The 13,119-nt window shown below is 72.9% G+C and carries 13 protein-coding genes; 8 read left to right on the top strand and 5 right to left on the bottom strand.

Annotated features, from left to right (window positions below; all coding sequences use genetic code 11):
- Positions 1 to 69: 69 nt before the first annotated feature.
- Positions 70 to 687: a DUF4126 domain-containing protein gene (locus ACZ6PY_RS27450; RefSeq protein WP_262284725.1), complete on the top strand. Its 618-nt coding sequence runs from the start codon at positions 70 to 72 to the stop codon at positions 685 to 687.
- Between the two features lie 75 nt (positions 688 to 762).
- On the opposite strand, the gene ACZ6PY_RS27445 is transcribed toward ACZ6PY_RS27450, so the two are convergent.
- Entirely contained in the window at positions 763 to 1,305 is a 543-nt protein-coding gene (locus ACZ6PY_RS27445) for a hypothetical protein (RefSeq protein WP_466077153.1), read from the bottom strand.
- 888 nt (positions 1,306 to 2,193) lie between these two features.
- Here ACZ6PY_RS27445 and ACZ6PY_RS27440 point away from each other — a divergent pair.
- Positions 2,194 to 2,490: a DUF1540 domain-containing protein gene (locus tag ACZ6PY_RS27440; protein ID WP_466077150.1), complete on the top strand. Its 297-nt coding sequence runs from the start codon at positions 2,194 to 2,196 to the stop codon at positions 2,488 to 2,490.
- A 79-nt stretch (positions 2,491 to 2,569) separates the two neighbouring features.
- Here the strand turns inward: ACZ6PY_RS27440 and ACZ6PY_RS27435 are convergent, their stop codons facing one another.
- The gene (locus ACZ6PY_RS27435) at positions 2,570 to 4,576 is read right to left on the bottom strand and encodes a protein meaA (protein WP_466077145.1); all 2,007 of its coding nucleotides are present in this window, start codon (positions 4,574 to 4,576) and stop codon (positions 2,570 to 2,572) included.
- A gap of 152 nt (positions 4,577 to 4,728) precedes the next feature.
- Between ACZ6PY_RS27435 and ACZ6PY_RS27430 the strand changes: the two genes are divergently transcribed.
- Both ACZ6PY_RS27430 and ACZ6PY_RS27425 read left to right on the top strand, forming a co-directional pair.
- Positions 4,729 to 5,574: an ABC transporter ATP-binding protein gene (locus ACZ6PY_RS27430; protein ID WP_466077140.1), complete on the top strand. Its 846-nt coding sequence runs from the start codon at positions 4,729 to 4,731 to the stop codon at positions 5,572 to 5,574.
- Entirely contained in the window at positions 5,574 to 6,419 is an 846-nt protein-coding gene (locus tag ACZ6PY_RS27425; protein WP_466077136.1) for an ABC transporter permease, read from the top strand. The genes ACZ6PY_RS27430 and ACZ6PY_RS27425 overlap by 1 nt, the downstream gene beginning before the upstream one ends.
- Here ACZ6PY_RS27425 and ACZ6PY_RS27420 read toward each other — a convergent pair whose 3' ends face one another.
- Positions 6,420 to 7,373, bottom strand: coding sequence for an ArsR/SmtB family transcription factor (locus ACZ6PY_RS27420; RefSeq protein WP_466077131.1), 954 nt, complete (start codon positions 7,371 to 7,373; stop codon positions 6,420 to 6,422).
- A gap of 57 nt (positions 7,374 to 7,430) precedes the next feature.
- On the opposite strand from ACZ6PY_RS27420, the gene ACZ6PY_RS27415 reads away from it, so the two are divergent.
- Together ACZ6PY_RS27415 and ACZ6PY_RS27410 are read left to right on the top strand one after the other, a co-directional pair.
- Positions 7,431 to 8,711: an MFS transporter gene (locus ACZ6PY_RS27415; protein WP_466077128.1), complete on the top strand. Its 1,281-nt coding sequence runs from the start codon at positions 7,431 to 7,433 to the stop codon at positions 8,709 to 8,711.
- Between the two features lie 69 nt (positions 8,712 to 8,780).
- A complete protein-coding gene (locus tag ACZ6PY_RS27410; RefSeq protein ID WP_466077125.1) occupies positions 8,781 to 9,593 on the top strand; it encodes an alpha/beta hydrolase in 813 nt (270 codons plus the stop codon).
- A 40-nt stretch (positions 9,594 to 9,633) separates the two neighbouring features.
- On the opposite strand, the gene ACZ6PY_RS27405 is transcribed toward ACZ6PY_RS27410, so the two are convergent.
- A complete protein-coding gene (locus ACZ6PY_RS27405; protein ID WP_262284733.1) occupies positions 9,634 to 10,482 on the bottom strand; it encodes a 3-hydroxyacyl-CoA dehydrogenase family protein in 849 nt (282 codons plus the stop codon).
- Positions 10,483 to 10,558: 76 nt separating this feature from the next.
- Positions 10,559 to 11,998, bottom strand: coding sequence for a UDP-N-acetylglucosamine 1-carboxyvinyltransferase (gene murA, locus ACZ6PY_RS27400; protein ID WP_466077122.1), 1,440 nt, complete (start codon positions 11,996 to 11,998; stop codon positions 10,559 to 10,561).
- Here murA and ACZ6PY_RS27395 point away from each other — a divergent pair.
- Positions 11,997 to 12,569: a cob(I)yrinic acid a,c-diamide adenosyltransferase gene (locus ACZ6PY_RS27395; RefSeq protein ID WP_151465161.1), complete on the top strand. Its 573-nt coding sequence runs from the start codon at positions 11,997 to 11,999 to the stop codon at positions 12,567 to 12,569. The genes murA and ACZ6PY_RS27395 overlap by 2 nt on opposite strands.
- Positions 12,545 to 12,961, top strand: coding sequence for a VOC family protein (locus ACZ6PY_RS27390; RefSeq protein ID WP_466077118.1), 417 nt, complete (start codon positions 12,545 to 12,547; stop codon positions 12,959 to 12,961). Before ACZ6PY_RS27395 ends, ACZ6PY_RS27390 begins: the two co-directional genes overlap by 25 nt.
- The last annotated feature ends 158 nt before the right edge of the window (positions 12,962 to 13,119 follow it).

Here is a 13,119-nt window from a genome sequence, read left to right as displayed (position 1 = left end):
GACGAGGGTAGCCGAGGACCCGGCCGCCGCCGACGAGCGCCACTGGCGTACCGGTGCCATATTGAGATCGTGCTCGAAGTCCTCACCGGTTCCGGGCTCGCCGCGTCGGCGGGCCTGAACGCCTACATCCCCCTCCTGCTGATGGGTCTGCTCGCGCGTTACACCGACCTCATGGAGCTGCCGAGCGGCTGGCAGTGGCTGGGCAACGGGTGGGTGCTGCTGATCCTCGCCGTGCTGCTCGCCGTCGAAGTCGTGGCCGACAAGGTGCCGGTGGTCGACCACGTCAACGACGTGGTGCAGACGGTGGTCCGGCCCACCGCGGGCGGGCTGGCCTTCGGGGCCGGCTCCAGCTCGGAGACGGTGACGGTCAGCGACCCGGACACCTTCTTCTCCACGCACCAGTGGGTGCCGGTGGTGGTCGGCGTGCTCCTCGCGCTCGGCGTGCACCTGCTCAAGTCGGCGGCCCGCCCGGTCATCAACGCGACCACCGCGGGCTTCGGCGCGCCGGTGGCCAGCACCGCCGAGGACGCGACCAGTGCCGTCATGTCGGTGGTGGCGATCCTGCTGCCGGTGCTCGTGCTGGTGTTCCTCCTCGGGTTCGTGGCGTTCCTCTTCTGGTTCCTGCGACGGCGTCGTGAGCGGAGGCGGGAACGGCGGGCGGCTCGGGCTGCCGGCTTCCGGGTCTGAGTCCTTCACGCTCCGGAGACGCCGCTGGCCGGCACCCCGGTGTTCGGGGTGCCGGCCAGCGGCGATTGCGTTGGGTCAGCTGTTCCAGTGCTGGTGGACGATGTCGGTGGCCTGCTGCTCCCACTGCGCGTACGCGTCGGGGTAGGCCGACACCTGCACGGTCTGCGCGGCGTCGGTCAGCGGCATGTCCTGCCAGCCGTCGACCTGCTTCAAACCCTTGAGGAAGGCGAGGGTGGAGTACTCGGGGTTGGTGATCTGCTCCGGCGTGCCCCAACCCGAGCTCGGGCGCTGCTGGAACAGGCCCAGCGAGTCGTGGTCGTTCTTGTCGCCGAGGTGGCCCAGGTTCTCCAGCTTCGACTCCTGCAGGCTCGTGGCGATGGAGATGACCGCGGCCCGCTCCGGCAGGCCGGCCTTCTTCGTCGCCGCGATGATCGCCTTCGCGTTCGCGGTCTGCTCGTCGTTCAGGTCGATGCGCGACTGGGCGCCCTGCACCGTCGCCACCGCGGCCGGCTTGGTGTCCACCGGCTCGGCGTGGGCGGCGACCGGACCGGCGAACACACCACCGGTGAAGGCCAGACCAGCGATACCCAGCACGCTCTTACGCAGCATCGTGTTCATGGGGGTAGCTCCATTCGGGGGTTGGCGCACACGCCGATGGGGGTCGGCTGTGCGCAAGCACCACGTCAGGCGCTCAAGAAAGTCTTAGGGGGGATCATCCGGCGGACGGGGCGGGGCCTCTTCGTCGCGCCGGGACCATGTACAACGACCGACCGGCCACCATCATTCCCGGGGGATCCGGGTCGGGCGGGCGGGCCGCGGGGGCCGGGCACCCCGTCGGGCGGGGCCGTGGTCCTCGGTCGTGCACCGGGTATAACGACCCTCGCCCGCCGGCCATTCCACCGCCGGGATGCCGCCGGTCACCCCGCAAAACAGACACCACGCCCACCCGCGCACGCTCGGTGGAGCGCCATGGAGGTATCCGGCCGCCGGAGACAGCCATAGCGCTCCACTCACCGCCGGAAGCCGGGCATGAACCGGACATTCGCCCCAGGCTCACTGCCCGTGTCGGCGCAACGTGACGACGTGGCGGGATCGGCGCGGCGGCCCCACCCCATCCCACACGCCACGTAGCCACCCGCCCAACCCCGCCCGACCCACTTTGCTCTGCAGCCATCCACGCACCACCTACGCTCCGTGCCCGCTGCGGCGATGGCTGCAGAGCAAAGGCGGACACGCAGCAACCCACCCCACCCCGCCGACACCTGCCGTGCCGCGTGCATGGGTGCAGAGCAAAGGCGGACACGGAGCACCCCGCCCACACCGCCGGCACCTGCCATGTTGCGTACATGGGTGCAGAGCAAAGGCGGTGGTGGAGCACCTGCCTCCCGCTGGGCGCGGCGCTGACGGCCGCGGAGCACCCGACGGCATGACCCGCACCCGGATCCAGGGACGAGACCCGGACGAACGCCTACGTTCAGGACAGACGTCCAGAGGAGGGCCGGAGAGATGACCGCGTCGATGGAGATGCCCCGGGTCCAGGAGTGCGCCGTCAGGTCCTGCGCCTACAACCACACCAACGACTGCCACGCGTTCGCCATCACGATCGGCAGCAGCGACCACGCGCACTGCCACACCTTCATCGAGCTGCCGGTACGCGGCGGCGTCGAGCAGCTGATCGCCCAGGTCGGGGCCTGCCAGCGCGCGGACTGCCGGCACAACTCCGACCTGGAGTGCCACGCTCCGGCGATCACCGTCGGCCCGGAGCTGGACATGGCCGACTGCCAGACCTACGCGAGCCGCTGACCGGGGGCGGGCTCGCCGGCAGCGGGCCGACCTGGGGCCGCGCACTGCGACACGGACCAGGGTCCCGGAGCCCGCCGCGTCAGGACAGGCCGTTGGACTCGCGGATCACCGTGACCAGGTCGTCGATGATGCCGGTCAGCGCGAAGTCCTTCGGGGTGAAGACGCGGGCCACGCCGGCGGCCCGGAGCGCTTCCGCGTCGGCCGCCGGGATGATGCCGCCGACCACCACGGGCAGGTCGGCCCGCCCGGCGGCGCGCAGCCCGTCGAGCACGGCCGGCACGGCGGCCAGGTGCGACCCGGAGAGCACCGAGAGGCCGACCAGGTCGACGTCCTCCTCCACGGCGGCCGCCACGATCTGCCCGGCGGTCAGCCGGATGCCCTGGTAGACCACCTCGAAGCCGGCGTCGCGGGCGCGTACCGCGATCTGCTCGGCGCCGTTGGAGTGCCCGTCCAGGCCGGGCTTGCCCACGAGCAGCCGCAGCCGGCCGCTGCCCAGTTCGCGCGCGGTGGCGGCGACCCGCTCCCGGACCGCACCCAGGCCGGCGTCGCCGCCCGCGCCGGCCGCGCCGGACAGGCCGGTGGGCGCCCGGTACTCGCCGAAGACCTGGCGCAGCGCGCCGGCCCACTCGCCGGTGGTCACCCCGGCCCGCACGCACTCCAGCGTCGCCGGCATGAGGTTCGTGGTGGTCGCGGCGTCCGCGCGCAGCCGGGCGAGTGCCGCGTCCACGGCCGCCGTGTCCCGGCCGGCCCGCCACTCGCGTACGGCGGTGGTGGCGGCCGCCTCGACGGCGGGGTCGACCTGCTCGATGGCCTGGGCGCCGGCCGCGGTCAGCGGTGAGGGCTCGGTCTCGGTGAACCGGTTGACGCCGACCACCACGTCGGTGCCGGCCTCCATCCGCCGGCGCCGGTCGGCCAGCGAGGCGACCAGGGCGCTCTTCAGGTAGCCGGTCTCCACGGCGGTCACCACGCCGCCCATCTCCAGCACCTTCTCCAGCTCGACCCGGGCCCCGGCCACGATGTCGTCGACCAGCGCGGTCATCACGTGCGAGCCCTCGAACAGGTCGGGATATTCGAGCAGGTCCGACTCGTACGCCAGCACCTGCTGCATGCGCAGCGACCACTGCTGGTCCCAGGGGCGGGGCAGGCCGAGCGCCTCGTTCCAGGCGGGCAGTTGCACGGCGCGGGCGCGGGCGTCGCGGGACAGGGTGACGCCGAGCATCTCCAGCACGATGCGCTGGATGTTGTTCTCCGGCTGCGCCTCGGTGAGGCCCAGCGAGTTGACCTGGACGCCGTACCGGAAGCGGCGCTGCTTCGCGTTCTCGACGCCGTACCGGTCGCGGGTGATCTCGTCCCAGAGCGCGCCGAACGCGCGCATCTTGGCGATCTCCTCGACGAAGCGCACACCGGCGTTGACGAAGAAGGAGATCCGCTGGACGACGTCGCCCATCCGCTCGGCGGGCACCTGGCCGGAGTCGCGTACCGCGTCGAGCACGGCGACGGCGGTGGCCAGGGCGAAGCCGACCTCCTGCACCGGCGTCGCGCCGGCCTCCTGGAGGTGGTACGAGCAGATGTTGACCGGGTTCCACTTCGGCATCTCACGCAGCGTGTACGCGATGACGTCCGCGGTGAGCCGCAGGGAGGCGGCCGGCGGGAAGATGTGGGTCCCCCGGGACAGGTACTCCTTGATGATGTCGTTCTGGGTGGTGCCGGCGCAGCGGGACAGCTCGGCGCCCTGCTCGGCGGCGACCGTGCCGTAGAGGCCGAGCAGCCACATCGCCGGCGCGTTGATGGTCATCGAGGTGTTCATCTCGGCGAGCGGGATGCCCTCGAAGAGGGCGCGCATGTCGCCGAGGTGCGCCACGGGCACACCGACCCGGCCGACCTCGCCGGCGGCCAGCTCGTGGTCCGGGTCGTAGCCCGTCTGGGTGGGCAGGTCGAAGGCGACCGAGAGCCCGGTCTGCCCCTTCGCCAGGTTGCGGCGGAAGAGCGCGTTGGTGGCCGCGGCGGAGGAGTGCCCGGCGTAGGTGCGCATCACCCAGGGCCGGTCGCGCTCCGGCAACCGCCCCGAAGGAGCCTTCTCATCCATGGCCGGAGTTTAAGTTACCGTTCAGTAAAACGGGCTGTGGAAAACCACACAGGTCCATGGAGCGGACCGACGGGCACGAGCGGCGCGACATGGGCGACACCACCACACCCCCGGGCCACCGCCGGGCCCGCCGGAGTCGCACACTGGACGTCATGGATGACGAGCTCGCGATCTCCGTACGGGGGCTGCGCAAGGCGTACGGCGACAACCTCGCGGTGGCGGGCGTGGACCTCGACGTCCGCCGCGGGGAGGTGTTCGCCCTGCTCGGCCCGAACGGCGCGGGCAAGACCACCACGGTGGAGATCCTGGAGGGCTACCGGCGGCGCGACGCCGGCGAGGTGCGGGTGCTCGGCGCCGACCCGGCCCACCCGGACGCGAGCTGGCGTTCCCGGGTCGGCATCGTGCTGCAGGGCACCGGCGAGTTCGACGAGCTGACCGTCGGCGAGGTGGTCCGGCACTTCGCCGGCTTCTACCCCGACTCGGACGACCCGGAGAAGGTGATCGAGCGGGTCGGGCTCGGCGCCAAGGCCCGGGCGCGCACGCACACCCTCTCCGGCGGGCAGAAGCGCCGGCTCGACGTGGCACTCGGCATCGTCGGCCGCCCCGAGCTGCTCTTCCTCGACGAGCCCACCACCGGTTTCGACCCGGAGGCCCGCCGCGAGTTCTGGGAGCTGATCCGGGACCTCTCCGCGGCCGGCACCACCATCGTGCTCACCACCCACTACCTGGACGAGGCCGAGGCCCTGGCCGACCGGGTCGGCGTGATCGCCGCCGGCCGGGTGGTCGAGGTGGCCCCGCCGAACCGGCTGGGCAACCGCCAGGAGGCGCTGGCGAAGGTCTCCTGGCGTACCCCGGAGGGGGCACCGGAGGCGGCGGAGACCGCGACGCCGACGGCGCTGGTCGCGGAGCTGGCCGCGCGTTTCGGCGGCGAGGTCCCCGGCCTCACCGTGACCCGGCCGACCCTCGAGGACGTCTACCTGCGGATGATCGGACACTGATGACCACCACGACGAAGCCGGCCGTCCCGGTCGCCGCCGCCCCGGGCCGCCGGCCGGGCGGGGCCACGCTCGCCCTGCGCCAGGGCCGGCTGGAGATCACCCAGTTCCTGCGCTCCCGGGAGTCCGTCGTGTTCACGATGGGCTTCCCGGTCATCATGATCCTGATCTTCGCGGCGATCTTCAACGACGAGATCGCGCCGGGCGTGAGCTACACGCAGTACTTCATCACCGGCATGATCGCGACCGGCCTCATGACCGTGAGCTTCCAGAACCTCGGCATCTGGATCCCCATCGAACGGGACCGGGGAGTCCTGAAGCGCTACCGGGGCACGCCGATGCCGAAGTGGGTGTGGTTCGCCGGCAAGGTGCTCATGGTGGTGGCCATCGGCGTCGCGGAGACCGCGCTGCTGCTCGCCGTGTCGGTCGCGCTGTTCGACCTGACGCTCCCGGACACCGCCGCCCGGTGGGTCACCTTCGGGTGGGTCGCCGTCCTCGGCGTCACCGCCTGCACCCTGTGCGGCATCGCCATCTCCTCCCTCGCCCGCACGGCCCGCAGCGGCTCGGCCGTGGTCACCCCGGTGGCCCTGGTCCTCCAGTTCATCTCCGGCGTGTTCTTCGTCTTCACCAGCCTCCCGAGCTGGATGCAGCAGGTCGCCGCGCTCTTCCCCCTCAAGTGGATGTGCCAGGGGCTGCGCTCGGTCTTCCTGCCGGACAGCTTCGGCACGCAGGAACCGGGCGGCTCGTTCGAGCTGGGCCGCGTCGCCCTGGTCCTCGGGCTGTGGTGCGTGATCGGCCTGGTCCTCTGCCTCACCACGTTCCGCTGGACCACCAAGCGCGACGGCTGATCACCCGCCGGCGACGAGCGCGGCACCGAGCGGCGTACGCCAGTAGAGCACCTCGCGCCCGGACCGCCGCTTGGTGACCGCGCCCGCGTCGAGCAGCACCCGCAGGTGATCGCCCACCGTGCCGAGAGACAGCCCGGTCACCACCACGAGCTGCGAGGTGCTCAGCGGCGCGTCCAGCCGGGCCAGGATGTCGGCCCGGTTCCCGCCAATCAGCCGGGCGAGCCCGTCCGGCGCCGGTGAGGTGGGATCGGCCAGGATCCCGCGCGCCGGATAGACCATCCCGAACCGGGTCGGCACGTCCCAGACCACCCAGCCGCGACGGCAGTGGGCCGGGAGGAAGACCAGTTGCTCGGCCTCGTGCAGCGACAGCGGCGGTTCCGGATAGTCGTTGACCTGCAGGCGACCGTCCCCCAGCCACCGCACGTCGCGGTTGATGTCGGTCAGCGCACCGGCCCAGCCGCGGGTGCTCAACGCGGCGGTGCGGGCCACGATGTCCGCCCGCAGCCGGCGTTCCCGCTCCGGCCACTCCGGGCCGACGGTGTGCGTCCAGACCCACCGGAGGAGTTCCACCACCTGCCCGGTGAGGCCGTCCGCCAGCAGCTCCGCCGCGAGCGGGCCCGGGTGGGTGGCCCGCAGGTCGGCCCGGATCCGCTCGTCGGACAGCCCCTCGACGGCCGCCAGTTCCGCCGTGAACGTCGGATCCGCCGAGGCGGGTGCGATGGTGAGGAAGTCCGCGATCCACCGGAGGTTGAACGACGCCGACACCAGCGCCCGGGCCACCGGGCGGGCGGCCAGCATCCGCCGGAACTCCTCGGCGTGCGGTCGCCGCCAGGCCTGCTCCCACAGGACGTGCGGATGGCGCAGCGCCTTCAGCGCCGCGACTGTCTCGACCATCGGCGAGACCGTGAACCGGCTCCGCGCGACCAGGTCGGACGGCACCTGCCAGACACCCACGTTTCGCCTCCGGACGTAACTCTATGGGATGCGCCGTGGCCTGCGGACCATGCCCGGGTGAGAACCTACGCAGAACTGTTCGCGGTCCGGGAGTTCCGCAACCTGTTCCTGGCCAACTGTGCCGGGATCGCGGCGCACACGACGTCGGCGCTGGCCCTGGGCGCGTTGACCTACGCGGCGACCGGCTCGGCCCTGCTCACCGCGCTGAGCATGTTCGGAGCGCCGCTGGCGGGGGTCCTCGGCAGCCTGACGCTGCTGTCCGCGGCGGACAGCGTGCCGCCCCGCCGGGCGCTGACCCTCGCCGCCCTGCTGGCCACCGCCGGAGCGGCGCTGCAGGCCGTGCCCGGGCTGCCCCTGTGGGCCCGCTTCGCGATCATCTTCGCCAACGCTTACGTCGGCTCGGTCGCCGGCGGCGCCCGGTGGGCACTGCTCACCGACATCGTGCCGGTCGACGCCTACGTACTGGCCCGGGCCACCATGAACACCAGCGTCGGCGTCATGCAGATCGCGGGGTTCGGGCTGGCCGGCGTCCTGCTCGTCTGGCTGAGCCCGTACCAGGTGTTCCTGCTCGCCCTGGTCCTGCGGGCGGTGTCCGCGGCGGTGGGCTGGTTCGGGCTCGACGAGCGTCCGGCCCGGACCACCGGGCGGGTGACGGTCGCGCGCACCCACCTCGTCAACCGGGCTCTCTGGGCCGACCCCGGCCGCCGGTCGCTGCTGCTCAACCTCTGGGTACCCGGCGGCCTGATCGTCGGCTGCGAGGCGCTGTTCGTCCCGTACGCGGGTGAGCGCGCCGGCTTCCTGCTCGCCGCGGCCGCCCTCGGCATGCTGATCGGGGACGTGGTGGTGGGGCGGTTCCTGCCGCCGGCCCGCCGCGAGCGGTGGCTGCGGCCGCTGCGGCTGCTGCTCGCCGTTCCGTACCTGGCCCTCCTGCTGTCGCCGCCGCTGCCGCTGGCCATGGCCGTCGCGCTGCTCGCGTCGGTCGGCTACGCCGCTGCACTGCCGTTGCAGGAGCGGCTGATCGCCCACTCGCCGCCCGAGGTCCGTGGCCAGGTGCTCGGCCTGCACGGGAACGGCATGCTGGCCGCTCAGGCGGTGTGCGCGGCGCTCGCGGGGGCGGTCGCGGACCTCGTCGCGCCGGCGCGTGCCGTCGCGTTGGTGGCCGCGGCGGCGTTGGCCGCCACCGTCGCCCTCACCCCCGGCCTGCGGCGGACCGCTCCCGGATCCGCCGCGCCGCCTCCCGCCGAGGGTGGCGGGCCGACCAGGCCAGGACCGGCCACAGCGGTCGCGCGAGCGACGGCGGCGGGTACCCGGCCCCGAACCACCGGGCACGACGGCTGAGGGCACCCCGGTCGGCGCCTCGCGGGACGGGGGGTCCCGCCGCCCACCCGGGGTGGCACACTCGCCGGCATGGCGCACATCCTGACCCGGCGCACGCTGCTCGGGGCCGCGGCCGGTGTGGCCGGCGTCGCGGTGGTCGGCGGGCTCACCGCCCGGCAGCTCGCCGAGCCCCGGCCCGGGCCGGGGCCTGCCGTGCCGGACGTGCCGGCCGGGGACGAGCGGTTGATCCGGATCGCCTCCGGGGCCCGCGGCCGCGAGGTGGACTTCTGGACGGCGGTGCCCGACGGGTACGGCGACGGCCGCGGCCTCCCCGTCTGCCTGGTGCTGCACGGCGCCTCGGCCACACCCCGGGACTACGGCCGGTTCGGGCTGGCCCGCTTCCTCACCGAGGCGGTACGCCGTGGCGCCCCGCCCTTCGCGCTGGCCGGAGCCACCGGCGGCCGGCTCTCCTGGCGCCGCTCCGGCAACGACGACCCGCAGCGGATGGTCCGCGAGGAGCTGCCCACCTGGTGCGCCCGGCGCGGCTTCGACAGCAGCCGGCTCGCCGTCTGGGGCTGGTCGATGGGCGGGTTCGGGGCGTTGCTGCTCGCCGAGGCGTACCCCGGTTGGTTGCGCGCGGTGGCCGCCTTCTCCCCCGCGGTCCGCCCGGGCGACGCGGTCTTCACGGGCGTGGACCGGCTGCGCGGCACCCCGGTCGGCCTCTGGTGCGGCCGGCAGGACAACTTCCTCAAGGACGTCCGCGCGCTGGCCCGGGAGCTGCCCGAACCCCCGGTACGCGCCGCCTGGGCCGACGGCCGGCACAACTTCGCCTACTGGGGCACCGTCATCCCCGACGCGTTCGCCCTGCTCGGCACGGCCCTGACCCCACCCCGGAAGGCCTGACGCCCCCGACCGGGGCGGCCGGGGGTGTCAAGCGTGCGGATCAGTAGCTGTAGAAGCCCTGGCCGGTCTTGCGACCCAGGTCGCCGGCGGTGGCCATGCGCTGGAGCAGCTCCGGCGGGAAGAACTTCTCGTCGGCGGTGTCGGTGTAGATGTTCTTGCTGGCGTTGAGCAGCACGTCCACGCCGGTCAGGTCGACCGTGGCCAGCGGGCCCATGGCGTGGCCGAAGCCGAGCTTGCAGGCCGTGTCCAGGTCCTCGGCGGAGATCACGCCGGACTCGACCAGCTTGACCGCCTCCATGGCGAGGGCGCAGATCAGCCGGGTGGTGACGAAGCCGGCGATGTCCCGGTTCACCACCACGACGGTCTTGCCGATCTCCTCGGCGAACGCCTTGGCCGTGGCCAGGGCCGCGTCGCTGGTCTTGTAGCCCCGGACCAGCTCGCAGAGCTTCATCATGGGCACCGGCGAGAAGAAGTGGGTGCCGACGACCGACTCCGGGCGCTCGGTGGCGGTGGCGATCTGGGTGACCGGGATGGCCGAGGTGTTGGTGGCCAGCACCGCGTCGGACTTGCAGATCTTGTCCAGCGCGCGGAACACCTCGTGCTTGATCTCGATCTTCTCGAAGACCGCCTCGACGACGATGTCCGCGTCGGCCGCCGCCTCCAGCTCGGTGGTCGGCGTGATCCGGGCCAGGGTCGCCTCGACCTCGGACGCCTCGATCTTCCCCTTCTCGGCGAACTTCTGAAGCGACTTCCGGATGCCGTCGACGCCCCGCTTGGTGGCCGCGTCGTCCAGGTCGCGCAGGGTCACCTGCCAGCCCGCCTGCGCCGCCACCTGGGCGATGCCCGAGCCCATCAACCCGGCACCGACGACCGCGAGTCGACCCGCCATCTGCTTCTCCCTCGCTGCGAATGAGTGTCTGCGAGCACCCTAATCCGCGAGGCTGAACGACTGCTAAGGGCGTCCCTCAGATGGCGAGGTCGGGCTCCTCGGGCGCGGTTCCGCGCTCCACCTCGACGCCGAGGGCCCGCAGGTCGGCCACGAAATCCGGGTAGCCGCGATCCACGTGGTGCACGTGCGAGACCTCGGTGACCCCGTCGGCGCACAGCCCGGCGATGATCAGGCCGGCGCCGGCCCGGATGTCGGTGGCGCGTACCGGGGCGCCGGAGAGGCGCTCGTGGCCGCACACCAGGGCGTGGTGGCCGTCGGTCTTGATGTCCGCGCCGAGCCGCATCATCTCGTTGGCGAACATGAACCGGCCGTCGAAGATGTTCTCGGTGATCAGCGAGCCGCCGTCGCTGACCGCGGCCAGCCCGATCGCCATCGGCAGCAGGTCGGTGGCGAAGCCCGGAAAGGGCAGGGTGACCACGTCGACGGCCTTCGGCCGGTCGTCCATGCGTACCCGGAACGCGCCGCCCCGGGTCTCCACCAGGCCGCCGGCGGAGACCAGCTTGTCCAGCGCGACCTCCAGGTAGGCCGGGTCGACGCCGGTCACGGTCACGTCGCCCCGGGTCATGGCGGCCGCGAACGCCCACGTTCCGGCGACGATCCGGTCCCCCACGGTGGCGTGCCGGACCGGGCGCAGCTCGGGCACCCCGACGATGTGCAGGGTCGACGTGCCGGCTCCCTCGATCCGGGCGCCCATCCGGTTCAACATGGTGCAGATGTCGACGATCTCCGGCTCCCGCGCCGCGTTGTCGATCGTCGTGGTGCCCCGGGCCAGCACCGCCGCCATCACGAGGTTCTCGGTGGCGCCGACGCTCGGGAAGTCCAGCAGGATGTCCGCGCCGTACAGCCCGTCGGGGGCCTCGGCGATGACGAAGCCGTGCTCGCCGGAGATCTCCGCGCCCATCCGGGACAGCCCGGCGATGTGCATGTCCAGGCCGCGCGAGCCGATGGCGTCCCCGCCGGGATGGGCCACCCGCACGTAGCCCCGGCGGGCCAGCAGCGGACCGAGCACGCAGATCGACGCGCGCAGCCGGCGGACCAGGTCGTAGTCGGCCTCCGCGCCCGGCTGTTCCGGCACGTCGATCACCACCGACCGGGACCGTTCCACGCCGCCGCGGGCCACCATGGGGTCGACCGGGTCGTCGGCGGCGAAGCGTACGGCGCAGCCGAGCCGGCGCAGCACCTCGCCCATGATGGCGATGTCGGTGATCCGCGGGACGTTGGTGATCACGCTGCGCCCCGGGGCGAGCAGCGCCGCCGCCATGAGCTTCAACGCGGAGTTCTTCGCCCCGACCACGTGCACGGTGCCGGCCAGCCGGGCCTCACCGGGCACCCGGATGACGTCGACGTCGTTGACCGCCGGGTCGCCGGCATCGCCCGGCCCGACCCCTGCCGGCCAGGCGGTGCGGGCCGGCCGCGCCGGGATCGTCAGGTCCGGTATCCGTAGGCTGTGCGTCATGGCCGTCCACCTCACGCGCATCTACACCAAGGCCGGCGACGCCGGCATGACCAGGCTGAACAACAACGAGCAGGTGCCGAAGACCGATCCGCGGATCGCCGCGTACGCGGACGTGGACGAGTGCAACGCCGCCATCGGCGTGGCGCTCGCCCTGGGGCAGCTTCCCGACGAGCTGCGGGCGGTGCTGCAGTCGATCCAGAACGACATGTTCGACGTCGGCGCGGACCTGGCGACGCCGGTGGAGCCGGACCCGAAGTACCCGCCGCTGCGGGTCACCGAGGAGTACGTGGAGCGCCTCGAGGGCTGGTGCGACGAGTACAACGCGCGCCTGAGCAAGCTCGACTCCTTCATCCTCCCCGGCGGCACCGCTGGCGCGGCGCTGCTGCACGTGGCACGGACGACCGCCCGGCGCGCCGAGCGTGCGGGGTGGGCGCTGGTCGCGCACGATCCGGACCGGACCAGCACGCTCCCGGCAAAGTATCTCAACCGGCTCTCCGATCTGCTCTTTATCCTGTCAAGAACGGCAAATCCGGATGGGGATGTGGTATGGGTGCCGGGCGGCAAGCGCTGACCATCGGCGCTCTGCACCACGTGGAGGTCTGGGTACCCGATCTCGCGGCTGCCAGGCGTAGTTGGGGCTGGCTCCTCGGCGAGCTGGGCTGGACGCCGTACCAGGACTGGCCGGCCGGCCGGTCCTGGCGGCTCGGCCCGACCTACCTGGTCCTGGAGGAGTCCCCGGCGCTCACCGGGCGCACGCACGACCGGCGCGCGCCGGGCCTCAACCACCTGGCCTTCCACGCCGGCCCGCCGGCCGCCGTGGACCGGCTGGTCGCCGCCGCGCCCGGGCACGGGTGGGAGCTGCTCTTCCCGGACCGCCACCCCCACGCGGGCGGCCCGCAGACGTACGCCGCCTACCTGTCCGACAGGCAGGGGTACGAGGTCGAGCTGGTCGCCGACGTCTGAATCTCGCGCCGGACACGCCGCTGGCCGGCACCCCTGTACGGGGTGCCGGCCAGCGGTCGTTGTTCGGGTCAGCTGTTCCAGTACTGGGCGACGATGTCGGCGGCCTGCTGCTCCCACTGCGCGTACGCGTCCGGGTAGGCCGACACCTGCACGGTCTG

Source organism: Micromonospora sp. NPDC048907, assembly GCF_055586885.1.
This window is presented reverse-complemented; position numbering and strand designations above follow the sequence as displayed.

What these genes read in the sequence shown, in the direction of transcription:
- ACZ6PY_RS27395 (WP_151465161.1), top strand. Translation starts at nt 11,997, where the DNA reads ATGGCCGTCCACCTCACGCGCATCTACACCAAGGCCGGCGACGCCGGC.
- ACZ6PY_RS27425 (WP_466077136.1), top strand. Translation starts at nt 5,574, where the DNA reads ATGACCACCACGACGAAGCCGGCCGTCCCGGTCGCCGCCGCCCCGGGC.
- ACZ6PY_RS27410 (WP_466077125.1), top strand. Translation starts at nt 8,781, where the DNA reads ATGGCGCACATCCTGACCCGGCGCACGCTGCTCGGGGCCGCGGCCGGT.
- ACZ6PY_RS27440 (WP_466077150.1), top strand. Translation starts at nt 2,194, where the DNA reads ATGACCGCGTCGATGGAGATGCCCCGGGTCCAGGAGTGCGCCGTCAGG.
- ACZ6PY_RS27390 (WP_466077118.1), top strand. Translation starts at nt 12,545, where the DNA reads ATGGGTGCCGGGCGGCAAGCGCTGACCATCGGCGCTCTGCACCACGTG.
- ACZ6PY_RS27405 (WP_262284733.1), bottom strand. Translation starts at nt 10,482, where the DNA reads ATGGCGGGTCGACTCGCGGTCGTCGGTGCCGGGTTGATGGGCTCGGGC.
- ACZ6PY_RS27430 (WP_466077140.1), top strand. Translation starts at nt 4,729, where the DNA reads ATGGATGACGAGCTCGCGATCTCCGTACGGGGGCTGCGCAAGGCGTAC.
- ACZ6PY_RS27435 (WP_466077145.1), bottom strand. Translation starts at nt 4,576, where the DNA reads ATGGATGAGAAGGCTCCTTCGGGGCGGTTGCCGGAGCGCGACCGGCCC.
- murA (WP_466077122.1), bottom strand. Translation starts at nt 11,998, where the DNA reads ATGACGCACAGCCTACGGATACCGGACCTGACGATCCCGGCGCGGCCG.
- ACZ6PY_RS27445 (WP_466077153.1), bottom strand. Translation starts at nt 1,305, where the DNA reads ATGAACACGATGCTGCGTAAGAGCGTGCTGGGTATCGCTGGTCTGGCC.